Origin of the sequence: Streptomyces sp. NPDC016845 (genome assembly GCF_044332585.1) — a bacterium.
Lineage (GTDB): Bacteria > Actinomycetota > Actinomycetes > Streptomycetales > Streptomycetaceae > Streptomyces.
Genome location: NZ_JBIRPI010000006.1, coordinates 206686 through 222028, shown reverse-complemented (window position 1 = coordinate 222028; position 15343 = coordinate 206686). Strand labels below are relative to the sequence as shown.

The window sequence follows — 15343 nt, the reverse complement described above, 5'->3', positions numbered from 1 at the left end:
TGTGCCGCACCCGCTCACCTGGAGGTCCACGCCCGATGGCACAGTCCGTGGGGATCAAGGACGTCGCGCGCGTCGCCGGGGTGTCCGTGGGGACGGTCTCGAACGTGATCAACCGGCCGAAGACCGTCGCCGACGATACGCGGGCCCGCGTCCTCGCCGCCATCGACCGGCTCGGCTACGTCCGCAGCGAGTCCGCCCGCCAGCTGCGGGCGGGCCGCAGCCGCATCATGGGCCTGCTCGTCCTCGACATGGGCAACCCGTTCTTCGTCGATGTCGCGCGCGGTGCCGAGCGGGCCGCGCGCGACGCCGGGCTCGGCGTCATGGTGTGCAACAGCGCGCAGAGCGCGTCGGAGGAGGCCGAGTACCTGTCGCTCTTCGCCGAGCAGCGGGTGCGCGGCGTCCTGCTCACCCCGGCCGAGGCGACCGGCCGCACCGTGGAGTCCTTCCGGCGCCACGACATTCCGTTCGTGCTGGTCGACCGGGTCGCCGAGGGCGCCACGGAGTGCTCGGTGTCCGTGGACGACGTCACGGGTGGCGCCCTCGCCGTGCGCCACCTCGTCGACGCGGGGCACCAGCGCATCGCGTACGTGAGCGGGCCGTCCGCGCTCGATCAGGTCACGGACCGCCGGGTCGGTGCCCTGCGCGCGCTCGCGGAGGCCGGTCTTCCCGGCTCGGCGCTGCACGAACTGCCGACGGAACGGCTCGACGTGGCCGCGGGGCGCGACGCGGGCGCCCGCCTCCTCGGCCTCGCCGACCGCCCCACCGCCGTCTTCTGCGCCAACGACCTCCTCGCCCTCGGCGTCCTGCAGTCCATGTACGCGGCCGGGGTGCGGGTCCCCGAGGACGTGGCGATCGTCGGCTACGACGACATCGAGTTCGCCGCCGCCGCTGCCGTGCCGCTCACCTCCGTGCGCCAGCCCGCCGTCACCATGGGCGCCCTCGCCGCCGGACTCCTCCTGGAGGAGATCGCCGCCGCCGACCGTCCGGAGGGCGCGGCGCACGAGCACCGCCGCGTCGTGCTCCAGCCCGAACTGGTCGTCCGCGGCTCCAGCCTGGGCCCGCGCTGACGCCTCCGGCGGCCGTGTGCTGAACTGGGCGCGGCCCCGGACGTCCGGAATCCGGGCAGCCCGCACCGTATGCAGAACCGTATGCAGAACTCCCGTACAGGAGCCGCTTTGAGCGTCGTCAGCTACCGCCAGCCCGGGGTCGTCCTCACCGACCGCCGATTCTCCGTCCCCCTGGACCACGACGCCCCGGACGGCGAGCACATAGAGGTCTACGCGCGTGAAGCGGTCGCCGCGGGCCGCGAGGGCGAGGAGCTGCCCTGGCTGCTCTACCTCCAGGGCGGCCCCGGCTTCGGCGCCAACCGCTTCTCCGGCAAGCAGGCGTGGCTCGGCCGCGCCCTCCAGGACTACCGCGTCCTCCTGCTCGACCAGCGCGGCACGGGCGCCTCCACGCCCGTCAACCGGCAGACGCTTCCCCTGCGCGGCGACGCCGCCGCCCAGGCCGACTACCTCAGCCGCTTCCGGGCCGACTCCATCGTCCGCGACAGTGAGCTGATCCGCCGCGAGGTCACCGGCGGCGCTCCCTGGACCGTCCTCGGCCAGAGCTTCGGCGGTTTCTGCACCACGCACTACCTGTCGAGCGCGCCCGAGGGTCTGAGCGCCGCGCTCATCACGGGCGGTCTGCCGGCCCTGGACGGCCACGCGGACGACGTCTACCGGGCCGCCTACCCGCGCATCGAGCGCAAGGTGCGGGCGCACTACGCGCGTTACCCGATGGACGTCGAGCGGGCGCGGGAGATCGCCGCGTACGTGGCGGAGCACGAGCCGGTCCTGCCGAACGGGTACCGGCTCACCCTTGAGGCGTTCCAGTCGCTCGGCATCTGGCTGGGCGCCGGCGACGGCAGCGACCGCCTGCACTACCTGCTGGAGGACGCGTTCGTCCCGACCCCGGGCGGGCGCGCGCTCTCCGACTCCTTCCAGGAGCAGGTGGCGTCGGCTCTGTCGTACGCCGGTCATCCGGTCTACGCGCTGCTGCACGAGGTGATCTACGCGCAGGGCGGGCGGGCGACCGGCTGGGCCGCCGAGCGGGTCCGCGCGGAGTTCCCCCAGTTCGACGGCGAGAAGTCCCTCGCGTCCGGCGCGGCCCTGATGTTCACCGGGGAGTCGATCCACCCCTGGCAGTTCGACGTCGACCCGGCGCTTCGCCCTCTCCGGGAGGTGGCGGAGGATCTGGCCGCCCGTACCGAGTGGGCGCCGCTGTACGACCCGGCGCGCCTCGCCGCGAACGAGGTGCCGGTGGCCGCGGCCGTCTACCACGACGACATGTACGTCGACACGGCCCACGCGTTGCGCACCGCCGCGTCCGTACGGGGTCTGCGGCCCTGGGTGACGAACGAGTTCGAGCACGACGGCCTGCGGGCGGGTGGCCCCCGCGTCCTGGACCGGTTGCTCGGGATGGTGCGCGGGGAGGTGTGACCCAGGCGAGTGCCCGGCTGTCCCACCGTCGTGGCTGGCCGCGCAGTTCCCCGCGCCCCTGAGGCATGCGGCTTCGCCGCAGCCCCAGGGCCCGAGATGGCGCACGGAGTGCGCATCGCAGGGGCGCGGGGAACTGCGCGAGCAACCACGATGGTGGGAGGGTCGGCCGGTGAGCGCGCCTTGTACGGCGGCCGGCCGTGTTTTCAGGGGCGCGGGGAACCGCGCGAGCAGCCGCGCCGGGTCGCAGCCGGAAATGGGCCGCGTCCCGGGCCGAGCGCGCCTACCCTGCCGAGGTATGACACCCGCCGAGCCGAACGCAGAGCCCCCGCTGGAGCCGATGCCCGATGACTGGGCGCGAGCCCTCGCCGTCGTGGCGCACCCGGACGACCTGGAGTACGGCTGCGCCGCGGCCGTCGCCGCATGGACCGACGCGGGCCGGGAGGTCACGTACGTACTCGCGACCCGCGGCGAGGCCGGCATCGACACCCTGGAACCGGCCGAGTGCGGGCCGCTGCGCGAGCAGGAGCAGCGGGCGAGCGCGGCGGTCGTCGGCGTCGACACCGTCGAGTTCCTGGACCACCGGGACGGCGTCGTCGAGTACGGCACGGCGCTGCGCCGCGACATCACCGCGGCGATCCGCCGCCACCGCCCGGAACTCGTCCTCACCCTCAACCACCGCGACACATGGGGCGGCGTCTACTGGAACACCCCCGACCACGTCGCCGTCGGCCGCGCCACCCTCGACGCCGCCGCGGACGCGGGCAACCGCTGGATCTTCCCCGAGCTGACCGAGCAGGGCCTGGAACCGTGGGGCGGGGTGCGATGGGTGGCCGTCGCCGGGTCGACGCGGCCCACGCACGCGGTCGACGCGAGGGCGGGGCTCGAGCGTTCGATCCGCTCGCTGCTCGAACACCGTACGTACATCGAGGTACTGACAGATGAGGATCCGGAAACCTACTGCCGGACCTTCCTGACGCGGAACGCACAGGTCGCCGCGGACCGCTTCGGCGGAAGGCCCGCCGTGCCGTTCGAGGTCTTCCCGCGCTGACCGCCGAGCGGCTGTGCGAGACTCGGGGTGTGGACACCGCCAAGCTCGAACTCGCAGCTCAGCGCTATCGGGAAGCCGTGGAGGCGCTGGAGGGCGCATCCCTCGACCTCCGGACCGAGGCGCTCGCCGTGCTGCACCAGGACGACGTACGCCCGGGCGACGAGGACGAGGTCGCCCGGATCACGGGCTGGAGCCGCGAGGACCTGCGGCGCCTCGTGGAGAGCGCGCCGGACGAGCCGCGCCCATGATGGCGCGCTCCAAGCTGATCCAGGAGCTGCGGCGCGGCGGGCACACCGGGGAGTCCGCCGCCGCCCTCGTCGAGGACTACGCCCATCAACTCGCCGTCCAGCTCCGCGACACCGGCCACCGCGACGCCGCCGCTCTCATCGACCCGCGCGCAGGCCGGTGCACCTGCGGCGTGCCCGAGGGCAGCGACGAGGAGAGCACGCAGACCCGCCGGTACTGGTACCACGCCCGGTCCTGCCCCCTGGGGACGGCCTAGGACTGCCGCTCGGTCCACCCCGTGGCCGCCACCACCTCGCGCGGGCGCTCGCCGCCAGTTCGTGTGCCGGTTCCGAGCCGAGTTCGCGGCCCGAGAGGCGGGCGTGGGCGGTGGCGTCGGTGGCGGTGAGCAGCACACGGGTGATCGCGGCCCGCGGGCCCATGGCGCGTTCGAACATGCCCGTCGTCTCCGTGAGCACGCTCGCCGTGTTCGTGTAGACCAGGCGACGGCAGCCGGCCGCGGCGAAGTCGGCCCCAGACCGCGACGGCGTGCGGCAGTACCTCCGCGTCGTCCTCGAGCTCGTTCATGCGGGGCAGCGTAAGCACTATGGTGTCCGGATGGTTCCCGAGCTGATCCGTATCGTCTCCCGTTCATCCCCCATGGCCCTCGCCCAGGTGGAGCGGGTCCGCGCCGAACTCGCCGCGCTCCACCTGGGCGTGCGCACAGCGGTCGTCCCCGTCACCACCAGCGGCGACAAGTGGATGGGCGATCTCGCCAAGCTCGGCGGCAAGGGCGCCTTCACCAAGGAGGTCGACCAGGCGCTGCTCGACAACCGCGCCGACCTCGCCGTGCACTGCCTCAAGGACATCCCGGCGGACCGGCCGCTGCCGGAAGGGTGCACGTTCGGGGCCTACCTGAAGCGTGACGACGTGCGCGACGCGCTGATCGACCCCCAGGGCCGCACCCTGGACGAACTGCCGGAGGGCACCCGCATCGGCACGTCCTCCGTCCGCCGTGTCGCTCAACTGGCCGCCACGCACCCGCACTTGACCTGCGTCCCGATGCGCGGCAACGCCAACCGCAGGCTGGAGAAGCTCGCCGCGGGCGACGCGGACGCGCTGCTCCTCGCCGTGTCAGGGCTCGAACGGATCGGCCGCCCCGACCTCATGACCCACATCCTGTCGCCGGAGACCATGTGCCCGCCGATCGGCGCCGGCATCCTCGCGCTGCAGTGCCGCGCCGACGACGAGGCGACCCTGGCGGCGGTGAGCGGGCTCGGCCACCGGGAGACCTGGCGGGAAGCGACCGCCGAGCGCATGTTCCTGCACGTACTGCAGGGGCACTGCAACTCGCCGGTCGCCGGGTACGCGCGCGCGGAACGCAGCGGCGACCTGTCCCTGCGCGCCTGCGTGTTCACGCCGGACGGGAAGCGGGTGCTCAACGCCCAGGAGTGGGCCGGGCCGCTGGACCCCGCCACGCTGGGCATGTCCGTGGCGGTGGCGCTGCTGCGGCAGGGCGCGCGCGAACTGATCGACTCCATCGCGCATTGACGTACCGGGCCCCTTACCCGGCCGGTACGGGTCCCGCCCGGGGCAGCCGGATCGCGGCGGCCGCGCCCGCGCAGGTCAGGACCGCGAGGACGGTGAGCGTCGGGCCCATCGACGCGGTGAGGTCCCGGCCGGACACGAGCAGCGTCGTGGCGACGGCCGTCCCGAGCGTCGGGCCGACGTTCATCGCCGTCTGCTGGAGCCCGCCCGCCACCCCGGCCTCGCTCGCCGCGGCCCGGCGGACGAGGACCTCCGTCGCGGTGACCATGACGGTGCCGAAGCCCGTCCCCATGGCGAACGCGCAGGCCCCCACGGGCAGCGCCGTGGCCGTCGCGTCGAGGCGGCCGAAGGCGAAGACACCGACCGTCATCAGGGTCATGCCCGCCCCGGTCGTCGCCCGCGCCCCGAGGCGGCGCAGCAGCACCGCGCTGAGCGGCGCCGCGAGCACCATGCACAGCGCGGCGGGCAGCATGGACAAGGCCGTGTGGAACGCGTCGAGCCCGAGCACGTCCTGAAGGAAGTACGACGCCACGAACAGCGCGCCGAACAGCGCGGCCGACGCGGTGAGCAGGATGCCGAGCGCCGCGACGACGACCGGTGACGCGACGGCCGACGGCGGCAGCAGCGGGTCCGGTGTGCGGCGCTCGTGCCGGACGAGGCACACGGTCGCGGCGATCGCCCCGCCCGTCGTCACAACGGTGACCGCCGACCGGCCCGCGTCGGGCAGGGTGACCAGCGCCGTGACGAAGCACGCGAGCGCCACCCCGAGCAACACCGCGCCGACCGGGTCCAGACCCCTCGGCCGCGCCGCCGCTGTCTCCGCTGCCGGCGACGGCTCCGGCTCCCGTACGCACAGGACCAGCAGCGCGATCACCACCGCGGGCACCACCCCCAGGAAGAACACCGAGCGCCACCCGAACTGTGCCGTCAGGACGCCGCCGATCAGCGGGCCCGCGGCGGCCGAGACGCCGATCGCGCTCGTACGCAGGGCGATCGGCATGCCCAGTCGGTCCGGCGGGTACGCCGCCCGCAGCATGCCCAGGGTCGCGGGCTGGAGCAGCGCGCCGCACACGCCCTGCACGACGCGCAGCGCGACGACCCAGCCGATGCCGGGCGCGCACCCGATCGCCGCCGACGTGGCGGCGAAGCCGAGCATGCCGAGGGCGAAGAGCCGCCGGTGCCCGTACCGGTCGCCGAGCCGCCCCGCGAGGACCAGAAGGGACGCGACGGCGATCAGGTAGCCCGTGCTCGTCCACTGGGCCTCGGCGAGGGACGCGCCCAGGTCGCGCTGGAGCGCGGGGCGGGCGACCGTCAGGACCGTACCGTCGAGGGCGACGAGCACCGCCCCGACGACGCTGCCGGCGAGCGTGACACGACGGTGCGACAGCACGCTCACGGCGCCACCGGGCCCAGATGGGCGTCGAGCACCGACGCGAGGAGGGGCTCGACCGTGTCGCCGCCGACCGCCAGTTGCAGACTTCCCCAGCGCCAGAGCTGGGCGAGGCCGTGCAGGTTCGCCCACAACGCGCCCGCGACCACGGCCGGCTCGGCGGCGTCCGGGCGGGCCTTCGCGACCAAAGCGGCCAGCATGGCGAAGAGCGGCAGGCTCGTCTCGCGAAGGCCCAGCTCGCCGCTGTCCAGCACGTCGTGGCGGAACATCAGCTCGTACATGCCGCGGTGGTGCTGCGCGAAGTCGAGGTAGACGCGGGCGAGGCCGGCGAGCTGTGCGCGCGGGTCGTCCGCACCGCCGCCGCGCGCGACCTCTGCCGCCCGCGCGCCCAGCTCCTCGAAACCGCGCCGCGCGATCGCCGACAACAGCTCCAGGTGGGTGGGGAAGTAGCGGCGCGGCGCGCCGTGCGAGACGCCTGCCCTGCGGGCGATCTCACGCAGGGACAGCGCCGCCGCGCCCTCCGTGTCGACCAGTCCCACGCCGGTGTCGATGAGGCGGTCCCGCAGGCTGCCGCCACTGTTCTCCTGCTGCATAGACACTGTCTACCGCAGGCGAGTAGACAGTGTCTACCAGGTGGGGAGCGCCGCCTCGGCGCCGGCCGCCGAGATCGCCGCGAACGCGCCCCTCGCCGTGCAGTCCGTCAAACGGGACATCGACGCGTACGCCGACCAAGGTCTCGACGCGGCCCTGGACCGGGTGGCCGCCGGCGCCGCGCTCACGCTCACGTCCGACGACGCGGCGGAGGGTTTCCGGGCCGGGGCGAGCCGCGGGCCGCCGGAGTTCCGGGGCGCGTGACCCGTACGTCTTTCGACCTTCCCTTCGCCCGCGCCCGCGCGGCGGTGGCCGATGGGTCACGATGGGCGCAGCACATCGCGTCGTTCCGCGGGGCTCGCCGCCCCGCCCGCTGGAGAGGTGACCATGACCACCGCACCCTTCGACCCGCGCTCCCTGCTCGCCGGGAGCCGCCTCGGCGTCCTGGCCACGATCAAGTCCGACGGCCGCCCGCAACTGTCGCCCGTCACCCCGTTCTACGACCGCGCGACCGAGACCCTGTACGTGTCGATGACCGAGGGCCGCGCCAAGACGGCGAACCTGCGCCGCGATCCGCGCGCCGCGCTCGAGGTCACCGCCCCGGACGCCGGGGCGTGGGCCACCGCCGAGGGCGCGGTGAAGCTCACCGGGCCCGGCACCGACCCGCACGGGCCCGAGGTCGAGGCGCTGGTCGCCTACTACCGCAAGGCCGCGGGCGAGCACCCGGACTGGGACGAGTACCGGGCGGTGATGGTCTCCGACCGCCGGGTGCTGATGGAGATGAGCGTGGACCACGTGTACGGGCAGCGGATCCGCTGAGCCCCGGCCCTGCCCCGCTCCTCACCCGGCCTCGAACGGCCCCCGGTCGGGCGCGCGTAGGGGGAGGCGAGGAAGGTCGCGGCCCGGCCCAGCTCGCGCATCGCCCCGCCCCGCGCGGACGCTTCACGCGCCGTGCGCCTCGCGGGCCCGGGCCACCGCGCGCTCGCCCTCCGCGGAGAAGACCCCGCCGCGGCGCCGCTCCGCCACGCGCTCCAGGTCGGCGTGGAGGAGTTCGCCGTTGAGGGTCGCCCCGGCCCGGTAACCGGCGCTCGCCGCGTTCACCACCTGCTCGGCGGCGCCCGCCGCGTTGCCCACCGCGTAGACGCCGGGGACGCTGGTCAGCCCCACCGGGTCCACGTCGACGAAGGGTCCCGCCGGGGTCTCCTTGGTGCGGGCGCCGAGGGCGATGAGCAGCGCGTCCCGGGGGACCATGCGCGGTGCCACGACGAACACCGAGCGCGCGAACTCCCGCCCGTCGGCGAGCCGGACCCCGCTCAGCGCGTCGCCGCTCACCACGAGCCCGTCGAGCTTGCCGCTGACCACGCTCACGCCCGCCGCCGCGAGGAGCTGCCAGTCGGCGTCCGGCAGATCGTCCTCGGCGGCGCCGTCCAGGAACAGGGTCACGTCGTCGGAGAGCCGGCTGAACAGGAGGGCCTGGTGGATGCCGGACGCCTTCGAGTACAGGACGCCGATCGCCTCGTCGCGCACCTCCCAGCCGTGGCAGTACGGGCAGTGGATCACGTCGTGGCCCCACCGTTCGGCGACGCCGGGGAGGTCGGGCAGCTCGTCGACCAGGCCGGTGGCGATCACGAGCCGACGGGCGTGCGCCCGGCCGCCGTCCTCCAGGTCCACGTCGAAGGCGCCGGACCCGTCCGGCTCCGCCGCGGTGACCCGGTCCCGGACGAGCTCCACCCCGTACGCGGCGACCTCGCGGCGCACCTCGGCCAGGAACTCGGCGGGCGGCATGCCGTCGCGCGACGGGTAGCCGTGCATGTGCGCGGCGGGCGCGTTGCGCGGCTCCCCCGCGTCGACGACCAGGACCGAGCGGCGCGAGCGGCCCAGGATCAGGGCGGCCGCGAGGCCCGCCGCTCCGGCGCCGACGACCACGACGTCGTACGCGTCCTGTGCGTGTTGCCGGTTGTTCATGGTGACCACCTCGTGCGGGTTGTGTGCCTGTGGCTGTGCCTGCGGCTTGGCTGTGTCCTGCTGTCCTCGACGGTGCACCCGGGCAGGCGGTATTGACAAACAGACTTGCCGAAACTGCAATGGAGGAATGAAGCGGAACTCTCCTCACCCCACGGATCGCCCCACGGACGAGGCGTCCGAGGGCGACATGGACGCGGTGCTCGGCGGTGTCGGGCCGCGCCTGCGCGCCCTGCGCAAGGAGCGCGGCGCCACGCTCTCCGGGCTCTCCGAGACCACCGGCATCTCGGTCAGCACGCTCTCCCGCCTGGAGGCGGGGCTGCGCAAGCCCAGCCTGGAGCTGCTCCTGCCGATCGCCCGCGCCCATCAGGTGCCGCTGGACGAGCTGGTCGGGGCGCCGCCCGTCGGTGACCCGCGCGTGCGTTCGAAGCCGATCGTGCGGTACGGCCGGACGATGATCCCGCTCACCCGTCAGCCCGGCGGGCTCCAGGCGTACAAGGTGATCGAGCCGGCGCGCACGGACGCGCCGGAGCCGCGTACGCACGAGGGGTACGAGTGGCTGTACATGCTGTCCGGCAAGCTGCGTCTCGTCCTCGGTGAGCACGATGTGATCCTCGGTGCCGGTGAGGCCGCCGAGTTCGACACGCGTGTGCCGCACTGGTTCGGGGCGACGCAGGACGGGCCCGCCGAGTATCTGAGTCTGTTCGGGCCGCAGGGGGAACGGATGCATGTGCGGGCACGGCCTTCGCGGGGCGGGGCGGACTGAGCAGGGCTCGTTCTGTTCCTTCGCGGCCGCGGCGCCGTCGTGGCTGGTCGCACAGTTCCCCGCGCCCCTGAGATGCGCACTTCGCGCGTCATCTCGGAACGGCGCCCCCGATCGGCATTCCCAAGGTGGCAAGCGACCGCTTAGTATGCGGCTGAACGCGAACCGGTAGCCAGTCCGTGGAGGCCCCGCATGCAGGCATGGCAAGTGCACGAGAACGGCGAGCCGAGCGAGGTGATGCGCCTCGAAGAGGTCGAGCGTCCCGTGCCCGGTGAGGGGCAGGTTCTGCTCAAGGTGCGTGCCGCCAACATCAACTTCCCGGACGCGCTGCTCTGCAAGGGCCAGTACCAGGTCAGGCCGGAGCTGCCGTTCACGCCCGGCGTGGAAGTCTGCGGGGAGACCGAGGACGGGCGCCGGGTCATCGCCAATCCGGCGCTGCCGCACGGCGGCCTCGCCGAGTACGTCGTCGCCGACGCGCGCGCCCTGCTGCCCGCGCCCGACGCGCTCGACGACGCCGAGACCGCCGCGCTGCACATCGGCTACCAGACCGGCTGGTTCGGCCTGCACCAGCGCGCGCGTCTGCAAGAGGGCGAGACGCTGCTCGTGCATGCCGCCGCGGGCGGGGTCGGCAGCGCCGCCGTCCAGCTCGGCAAGGCCGCGGGCGCCCGCGTCATCGGCGTCGTCGGCGGGCCCGACAAGGCCAAGGTCGCACGCGAGCTCGGCTGCGACGTGGTCGTGGACCGGCGCGGCGAGGACGTCATCGCCGCCGTGAAGGAGGCCACCGGCGGGCGCGGCGCCGACGTGGTCTACGACCCCGTGGGCGGCGAGGCGTACACGCAGTCGGCCAAGACGGTCGCCTTCGAGGGCCGGATCGTCGTCGTCGGCTTCGCCAGCGGCACCATCCCGAGCCCCGCGCTCAACCACGCCCTGGTCAAGAACTACTCGATCATGGGCCTGCACTGGGGCCTGTACGCCGGCAAGAACCCGGAGCTGATCCAGCACTGCCACGGGCAGCTCACCGAGCTGGCCGCGCGCGGCGCCATCAAGCCGCTGGTCAGCGAGCGCGTCGACCTGACGCAGGCGGCGTCCGCCGTGCAGCGTGTCGCCGACGGCGTGACCACTGGTCGCGTCGTCGTCATCCCCGGGCTCGACGCGCGTACGGAAGGAGCCGCCGCATGAGCATCGACGCCGCGCAACTGCGCACCCGCACCCAGGAGTTCCTGGCCGCCAACCCGCCCGCCACGACGCCCCGCGCGGACTTCCTCAGCGCCCGCTTCGACGCCGGGCTCGCCTGGGTGCACTACCCGGAGGGGCTCGGCGGGCTCGGCGTGCCGCGCTCGCTCCAGGCCGTCGTCGACGCCGAACTCGAAGCGGCGGACGCCCCGGACAACGCGCCCCGGCGCAACGGCATCGGGCTCGGTATGGCCGCCCCGACCGTCCTCCACTACGGTACCGACGACCAGAAGCAGCGCTTCCTCAAGCCGCTCTGGGTCGGCGACGAGATCTGGTGCCAGCTGTTCAGCGAGCCCGGCGCCGGTTCCGACCTGGCCGCGCTCGGCACCCGCGCCGTCCGCGACGGCGACGACTGGATCGTCAACGGGCAGAAGGTGTGGACCTCCGGCGCGCACAACGCCCGCTTCGCCATCCTCATCGCCCGCACCGACCCGGACGTGCCCAAGCACCGCGGCATCACGTACTTCGTCTGCGACATGACCGACCCCGGCGTCGAGGTGCGGCCGCTGCGCCAGATCACCGGCGAGGCCGAGTTCAACGAGGTGTTCCTCACCGACGTCCGTATCCCCGACGCCCACCGCCTCGGCGCGGTCGGCGACGGCTGGAAGGTCGCCCAGACCACCCTCAACAACGAGCGCGTCGCCATCGGCGGCATGCGCATCCCACGCGAGGGCGGCCTCATCGGCATCGTCGCCAAGACCTGGCGCGAACGCCCCGAGCTGCGCACCCCCGACCTCCACCAGCGCCTGGTCAAGCTCTGGGTCGACGCCGAGGTCGCACGGGTCACCGGCGAACGCCTGCGCCAACAGCTCGTCGCCGGGCACCCGGGACCCGAGGGCGCGGGCATGAAGCTCGGCTTCGCCCGCCTCAACCAGGAGATCAGCGGCCTGGAGGTGGAACTCCTCGGCGAGGAGGGCCTGTTGTACGACGACTGGACGCTGCGCCGCCCCGAGATCGTCGACTTCGCGGGCCGCGAGGCGGGATACCGGTACCTGCGCGCCAAGGGCAACAGCATCGAGGGCGGGACGAGCGAGGTCCTGCTGAACATCGTCGCCGAGCGTGTCCTGGGCCTGCCGCCCGAGCCGCGCACCGACAAGGACGTCGCCTGGAAGGACCTGGCCCGATGAGCACCCAGCCCGATCTGCTGTACTCCGAGGAGGAGGAGGCGCTGCGCTCGGCCGTCCGCGACCTCCTCGCCGACCACAGCGACGCCGCGACCGTGCTCGCCCGCGTCGAGAGCGACGAGCCGCACGACCGCGCCCTGTGGAAGAACCTCGCCGAGTCCATGGGCCTCGCCGGGCTCCTGGTCCCCGAGGAGCGGGGCGGCCAGGGTGCTTCGCACCGTGAGGCCGCCGTCGTCCTGGAGGAGCTGGGCCGGGCTGTCGCCCCCGTGCCGTACCTGACCAGCGCCGTCATCGCGACGGAGGCGCTGCTCGGCTGCGACACGGAGGAAGCGCGGACACTGCTCGCGTCCCTCGCGTCGGGCCGGACGGTGGGCGCCCTCGCGGTGCCGCTGGCGGCGGCGCCGGGCGCGGAGTTCAGTGACGTACGGGCGTCGGACGGGACGCTGATCGGACGCGTCACGGCGGTGGCGGACGCCACGGCGGCCGACGTGTTGCTGGTCCCCACGCCGGACGGCCTGTACGCGGTGGACGCCACGGCCTCCGGGGTCACGGTCGAGTCCCAGACCTCCTTCGACCGCACCCGCCCGCTCGCGGCCGTGACGTTCGAGGGCGCGACGGGCCGCCTCCTTGCCGCCGACGTGGCCGCCCCGGTCCGCCGGGCCCTGCGCGCCGGAGCCGGCCTTCTGGTCTCGGAGCAGCTCGGGCTCGCCGACTGGCTGTTGACGGAGACGGTGCGCTACACGCGTGACCGCAACCAGTTCAACCGGCCCGTCGGCTCCTTCCAGGCCCTCAAGCACCGGCTCGCGCAGCTTTGGCTCGAAGTCGTCAACACCCGCGCCGCGGCCCGCAACGCGGCCGACGCGCTGGCCACCGGCAGCGACGACGCCGCCATCGCGGTGGCCGTCGCCCAGGCGTACGCGGCGCCGGTCGCGGTCCGCGCCGCCGAGGAGGCGCTCCAGCTGCACGGCGGCATCGGCATGACCTGGGAACACCCGATCCACCTGTACCTGAAGCGCGCCAAGGCCGACTCGATCGCCCTGGGCACGGCGGGACATCACCGGGAGGAACTGGCCGGGCTGGTCGACCTCCGGGCCCACTGAGCCCTCAGCAGACCCGAACACCGGCGGGGACAGCGGCCGCCGCTCCGGCGCCGGCCGCTGTCCGCCGTGTCCGGTCCCTGGACAGCGGGCCGGGCTCCGTGATCCATTGACCCGCATGACGTCCCTGATCAGACACGTGACCATCGACTGTGCCGACCCCTACGCCCTCGGCCGGTTCTGGGCCGGGGTGCTGGGCGGCAGCCTCGCGGACGACGACCACCCCGGCGACCCGGAGGCGCTGGTGGCGAGCCCCGCCGCCCACCTGCTGTTCATCCGGGTCGACGACCCGAGGACGGTCAAGAACCGGGTGCACCTGGACCTGCAGCCCCAGGACGTCACCCGCGACGAGGAGGTCGAGCGTCTGCTGGCGCTCGGCGCCACCCTGCACGAGGACCACCGGCGCCCGGACGGGCGCGGCTGGGCCACGCTCCTCGACCCGGAGGGCAACGAATTCTGCGTCGAGCGCAGCGCCGCCGAACGCACCGACTGACACCACCGGCATCCCCCGCGACTCCACACCCCGGCCGACGCCGTCGGCGTACCCGGCGGGTGAGCGCTGCCCGAGGTGACTGGCGTGCTCCGGAGTGCATGCTCCGGCTGACGTCTGGGGTGCCTGGCGGGTGAGCGCTGCCTGAGATCACTGGCGTGCCTTGCGGTTGCATGCTCCGGCTGGCGCCGTCGGCGTACCCGGCGGGTGAGTGCTGCCTGAGGTCACCGGCGTGCCCCGCGACTGCACGCCCCGGCTGGCGCCGTCGGGGCGCCCCGCAGGTGAGCGCCGGCGGCCGCCGCCCGCGTACCCCGCGAGCGAACGCGGCGGCTGCCGCCCACGCGTCCCCCGAAGGGAACGCGGCGCCCGACGCCCGCACACGTGCCCCCTCGGTGAACCGGGGGTGGCAGTCCGGCCAACTCCCGTCCCAGTGACTCCTCTTGCCGACGTCCGCCCCTCATACTCGCCGTGTCCGTCCTGTCCCACCCGACCGACACGGGAGGCACTCATGGCCCCGACCACCCGACGCAGAGCCCTCGGTACGCTCGCCGCCGCCCTCGCCGTGGGCGCCGCCACGCCGCAGCTCGCCCACGCCGGGGAGGGGAAGCGCGGGCCCCGGCCGCTCCTGCGGGCCCACGCGCACAACGACTACGACCACGCGCGGCCCCTCTTCGACGCCCTTGACCACCGGTTCAACAGCGTCGAGGCCGACATCTACCTCGTCGACGGCGATCTGCTCGTCGCGCACGACCCCGTCGACCTCGACCCGAACCGCACGCTCGAATCGCTGTACCTCGGCCCGCTGGCCGACCGCGTGCGGGCGCAGCACGGCTCGGTGTACCGCGGCCGGCGGATACCGTTCCAGCTGCTGATCGACATCAAGACCGAGGGCGCCGCCACCTACCTCGAACTCGACCGCCGGCTGCGGCGTCACCGCGGGCTGTTCACGACGTACGCCCACGGGCGCGTCCGCACCGGACCGGTCACCGCCGTCGTCTCCGGGGACCGCGCCGCCCGCGCCCCGATGGAGGCCCAGCGCGCCCGCAGCGCCTTCTACGACGGACGCCTCACCGACCTCGGGACACCGACCCCGGCGTCGTTCGCTCCGCTCATCAGCGACAACTGGTCCACGAACTTCACCTGGCAAGGCGTCGGGCCGATCCCCGCCGCCGAGCGCACGAAGCTGCGCGGCATCGTCGCCGCAGCCCACAAGCGCGGCCAGCGCGTACGGTTCTGGGCCACACCCGACCTGCCGGGCCCGGAGCGCGACGCCGTCTGGACCGAACTGCTCGCCGCGGGCGTCGACCACCTCAACACCGACGACCTCGCCGGCCTCGAGCGCTTCCTCGACGCCCATGACGCCCACGGCCGTCGCCCCTAACCGGTGATCCCGAT

At 74.0% G+C, this 15343-nt stretch carries 17 protein-coding genes; 14 read left to right on the top strand and 3 right to left on the bottom strand.

Translation table 11 applies throughout. The annotated features are described in order from the left end of the window. Positions 1-35: 35 nt before the first annotated feature. From ACH4RC_RS19065 to hemC, 6 genes are all read left to right on the top strand, one after another. Positions 36-1067 (top strand): LacI family DNA-binding transcriptional regulator, encoded by a 1032-nt coding sequence (locus tag ACH4RC_RS19065; protein ID WP_398202079.1) that lies wholly within the window; start codon positions 36-38, stop codon positions 1065-1067. A gap of 81 nt (positions 1068-1148) precedes the next feature. Then, complete coding sequence (locus ACH4RC_RS19060; protein ID WP_398202077.1) at positions 1149-2480, top strand: alpha/beta fold hydrolase; 1332 nt, start codon at positions 1149-1151, stop codon at positions 2478-2480. A 295-nt stretch (positions 2481-2775) separates the two neighbouring features. After that, positions 2776-3528, top strand: coding sequence for a PIG-L deacetylase family protein (locus ACH4RC_RS19055; protein WP_398202074.1), 753 nt, complete (start codon positions 2776-2778; stop codon positions 3526-3528). 29 nt (positions 3529-3557) lie between these two features. Continuing rightward, entirely contained in the window at positions 3558-3776 is a 219-nt protein-coding gene (locus tag ACH4RC_RS19050) for a hypothetical protein (RefSeq protein ID WP_398202072.1), read from the top strand. Next, the gene (locus ACH4RC_RS19045; protein ID WP_398202070.1) at positions 3773-4030 is read left to right on the top strand and encodes a hypothetical protein; all 258 of its coding nucleotides are present in this window, start codon (positions 3773-3775) and stop codon (positions 4028-4030) included. Before ACH4RC_RS19050 ends, ACH4RC_RS19045 begins: the two co-directional genes overlap by 4 nt. Positions 4031-4368: 338 nt before the next feature. Further along, a complete protein-coding gene (hemC, locus tag ACH4RC_RS19040) occupies positions 4369-5301 on the top strand; it encodes a hydroxymethylbilane synthase (protein WP_398202067.1) in 933 nt (310 codons plus the stop codon). A gap of 13 nt (positions 5302-5314) precedes the next feature. Here hemC and ACH4RC_RS19035 read toward each other — a convergent pair whose 3' ends face one another. Further along, on the bottom strand, positions 5315-6694 hold the full coding sequence (locus ACH4RC_RS19035) for an MFS transporter (RefSeq protein WP_398202065.1): 1380 nt from the start codon (positions 6692-6694) through the stop codon (positions 5315-5317). Next, a complete protein-coding gene (locus tag ACH4RC_RS19030) occupies positions 6691-7281 on the bottom strand; it encodes a TetR/AcrR family transcriptional regulator (protein ID WP_398202063.1) in 591 nt (196 codons plus the stop codon). Before ACH4RC_RS19030 ends, ACH4RC_RS19035 begins: the two co-directional genes overlap by 4 nt. Before the next feature lie 40 nt (positions 7282-7321). On the opposite strand from ACH4RC_RS19030, the gene ACH4RC_RS19025 reads away from it, so the two are divergent. Beyond that, positions 7322-7543 carry a hypothetical protein gene (locus ACH4RC_RS19025; RefSeq protein WP_398202061.1) on the top strand — a complete coding sequence of 74 codons (222 nt, stop codon included), beginning with the start codon at positions 7322-7324 and terminating at the stop codon, positions 7541-7543. A gap of 123 nt (positions 7544-7666) precedes the next feature. Further along, positions 7667-8098 (top strand): PPOX class F420-dependent oxidoreductase, encoded by a 432-nt coding sequence (locus ACH4RC_RS19020; RefSeq protein WP_398202059.1) that lies wholly within the window; start codon positions 7667-7669, stop codon positions 8096-8098. Positions 8099-8221: 123 nt separating this feature from the next. Here the strand turns inward: ACH4RC_RS19020 and ACH4RC_RS19015 are convergent, their stop codons facing one another. After that, positions 8222-9244, bottom strand: a complete 1023-nt coding sequence (locus tag ACH4RC_RS19015) for an NAD(P)/FAD-dependent oxidoreductase (RefSeq protein WP_398202056.1) — start codon at positions 9242-9244, stop codon at positions 8222-8224. 187 nt (positions 9245-9431) lie between these two features. Here ACH4RC_RS19015 and ACH4RC_RS19010 point away from each other — a divergent pair, with 187 nt between their 5' ends. The 6 genes from ACH4RC_RS19010 (at position 9432) to ACH4RC_RS18985 (ending at position 15329) form a co-directional block, all read left to right on the top strand. Continuing rightward, positions 9432-10007 carry a helix-turn-helix domain-containing protein gene (locus ACH4RC_RS19010; protein WP_398202324.1) on the top strand — a complete coding sequence of 192 codons (576 nt, stop codon included), beginning with the start codon at positions 9432-9434 and terminating at the stop codon, positions 10005-10007. Between the two features lie 189 nt (positions 10008-10196). Next, positions 10197-11183, top strand: a complete 987-nt coding sequence (locus tag ACH4RC_RS19005) for an NADPH:quinone oxidoreductase family protein (protein WP_398202054.1) — start codon at positions 10197-10199, stop codon at positions 11181-11183. Then, the gene (locus tag ACH4RC_RS19000) at positions 11180-12364 is read left to right on the top strand and encodes an acyl-CoA dehydrogenase family protein (RefSeq protein ID WP_398202052.1); all 1185 of its coding nucleotides are present in this window, start codon (positions 11180-11182) and stop codon (positions 12362-12364) included. The genes ACH4RC_RS19005 and ACH4RC_RS19000 overlap by 4 nt, the downstream gene beginning before the upstream one ends. Continuing rightward, positions 12361-13461, top strand: a complete 1101-nt coding sequence (locus ACH4RC_RS18995; RefSeq protein ID WP_398202049.1) for an acyl-CoA dehydrogenase family protein — start codon at positions 12361-12363, stop codon at positions 13459-13461. The genes ACH4RC_RS19000 and ACH4RC_RS18995 overlap by 4 nt, the downstream gene beginning before the upstream one ends. Before the next feature lie 115 nt (positions 13462-13576). Beyond that, positions 13577-13951, top strand: a complete 375-nt coding sequence (locus tag ACH4RC_RS18990) for a VOC family protein (protein WP_398202048.1) — start codon at positions 13577-13579, stop codon at positions 13949-13951. Positions 13952-14456: 505 nt separating this feature from the next. Beyond that, positions 14457-15329: a phosphatidylinositol-specific phospholipase C/glycerophosphodiester phosphodiesterase family protein gene (locus ACH4RC_RS18985; protein WP_398202045.1), complete on the top strand. Its 873-nt coding sequence runs from the start codon at positions 14457-14459 to the stop codon at positions 15327-15329. The last annotated feature ends 14 nt before the right edge of the window (positions 15330-15343 follow it).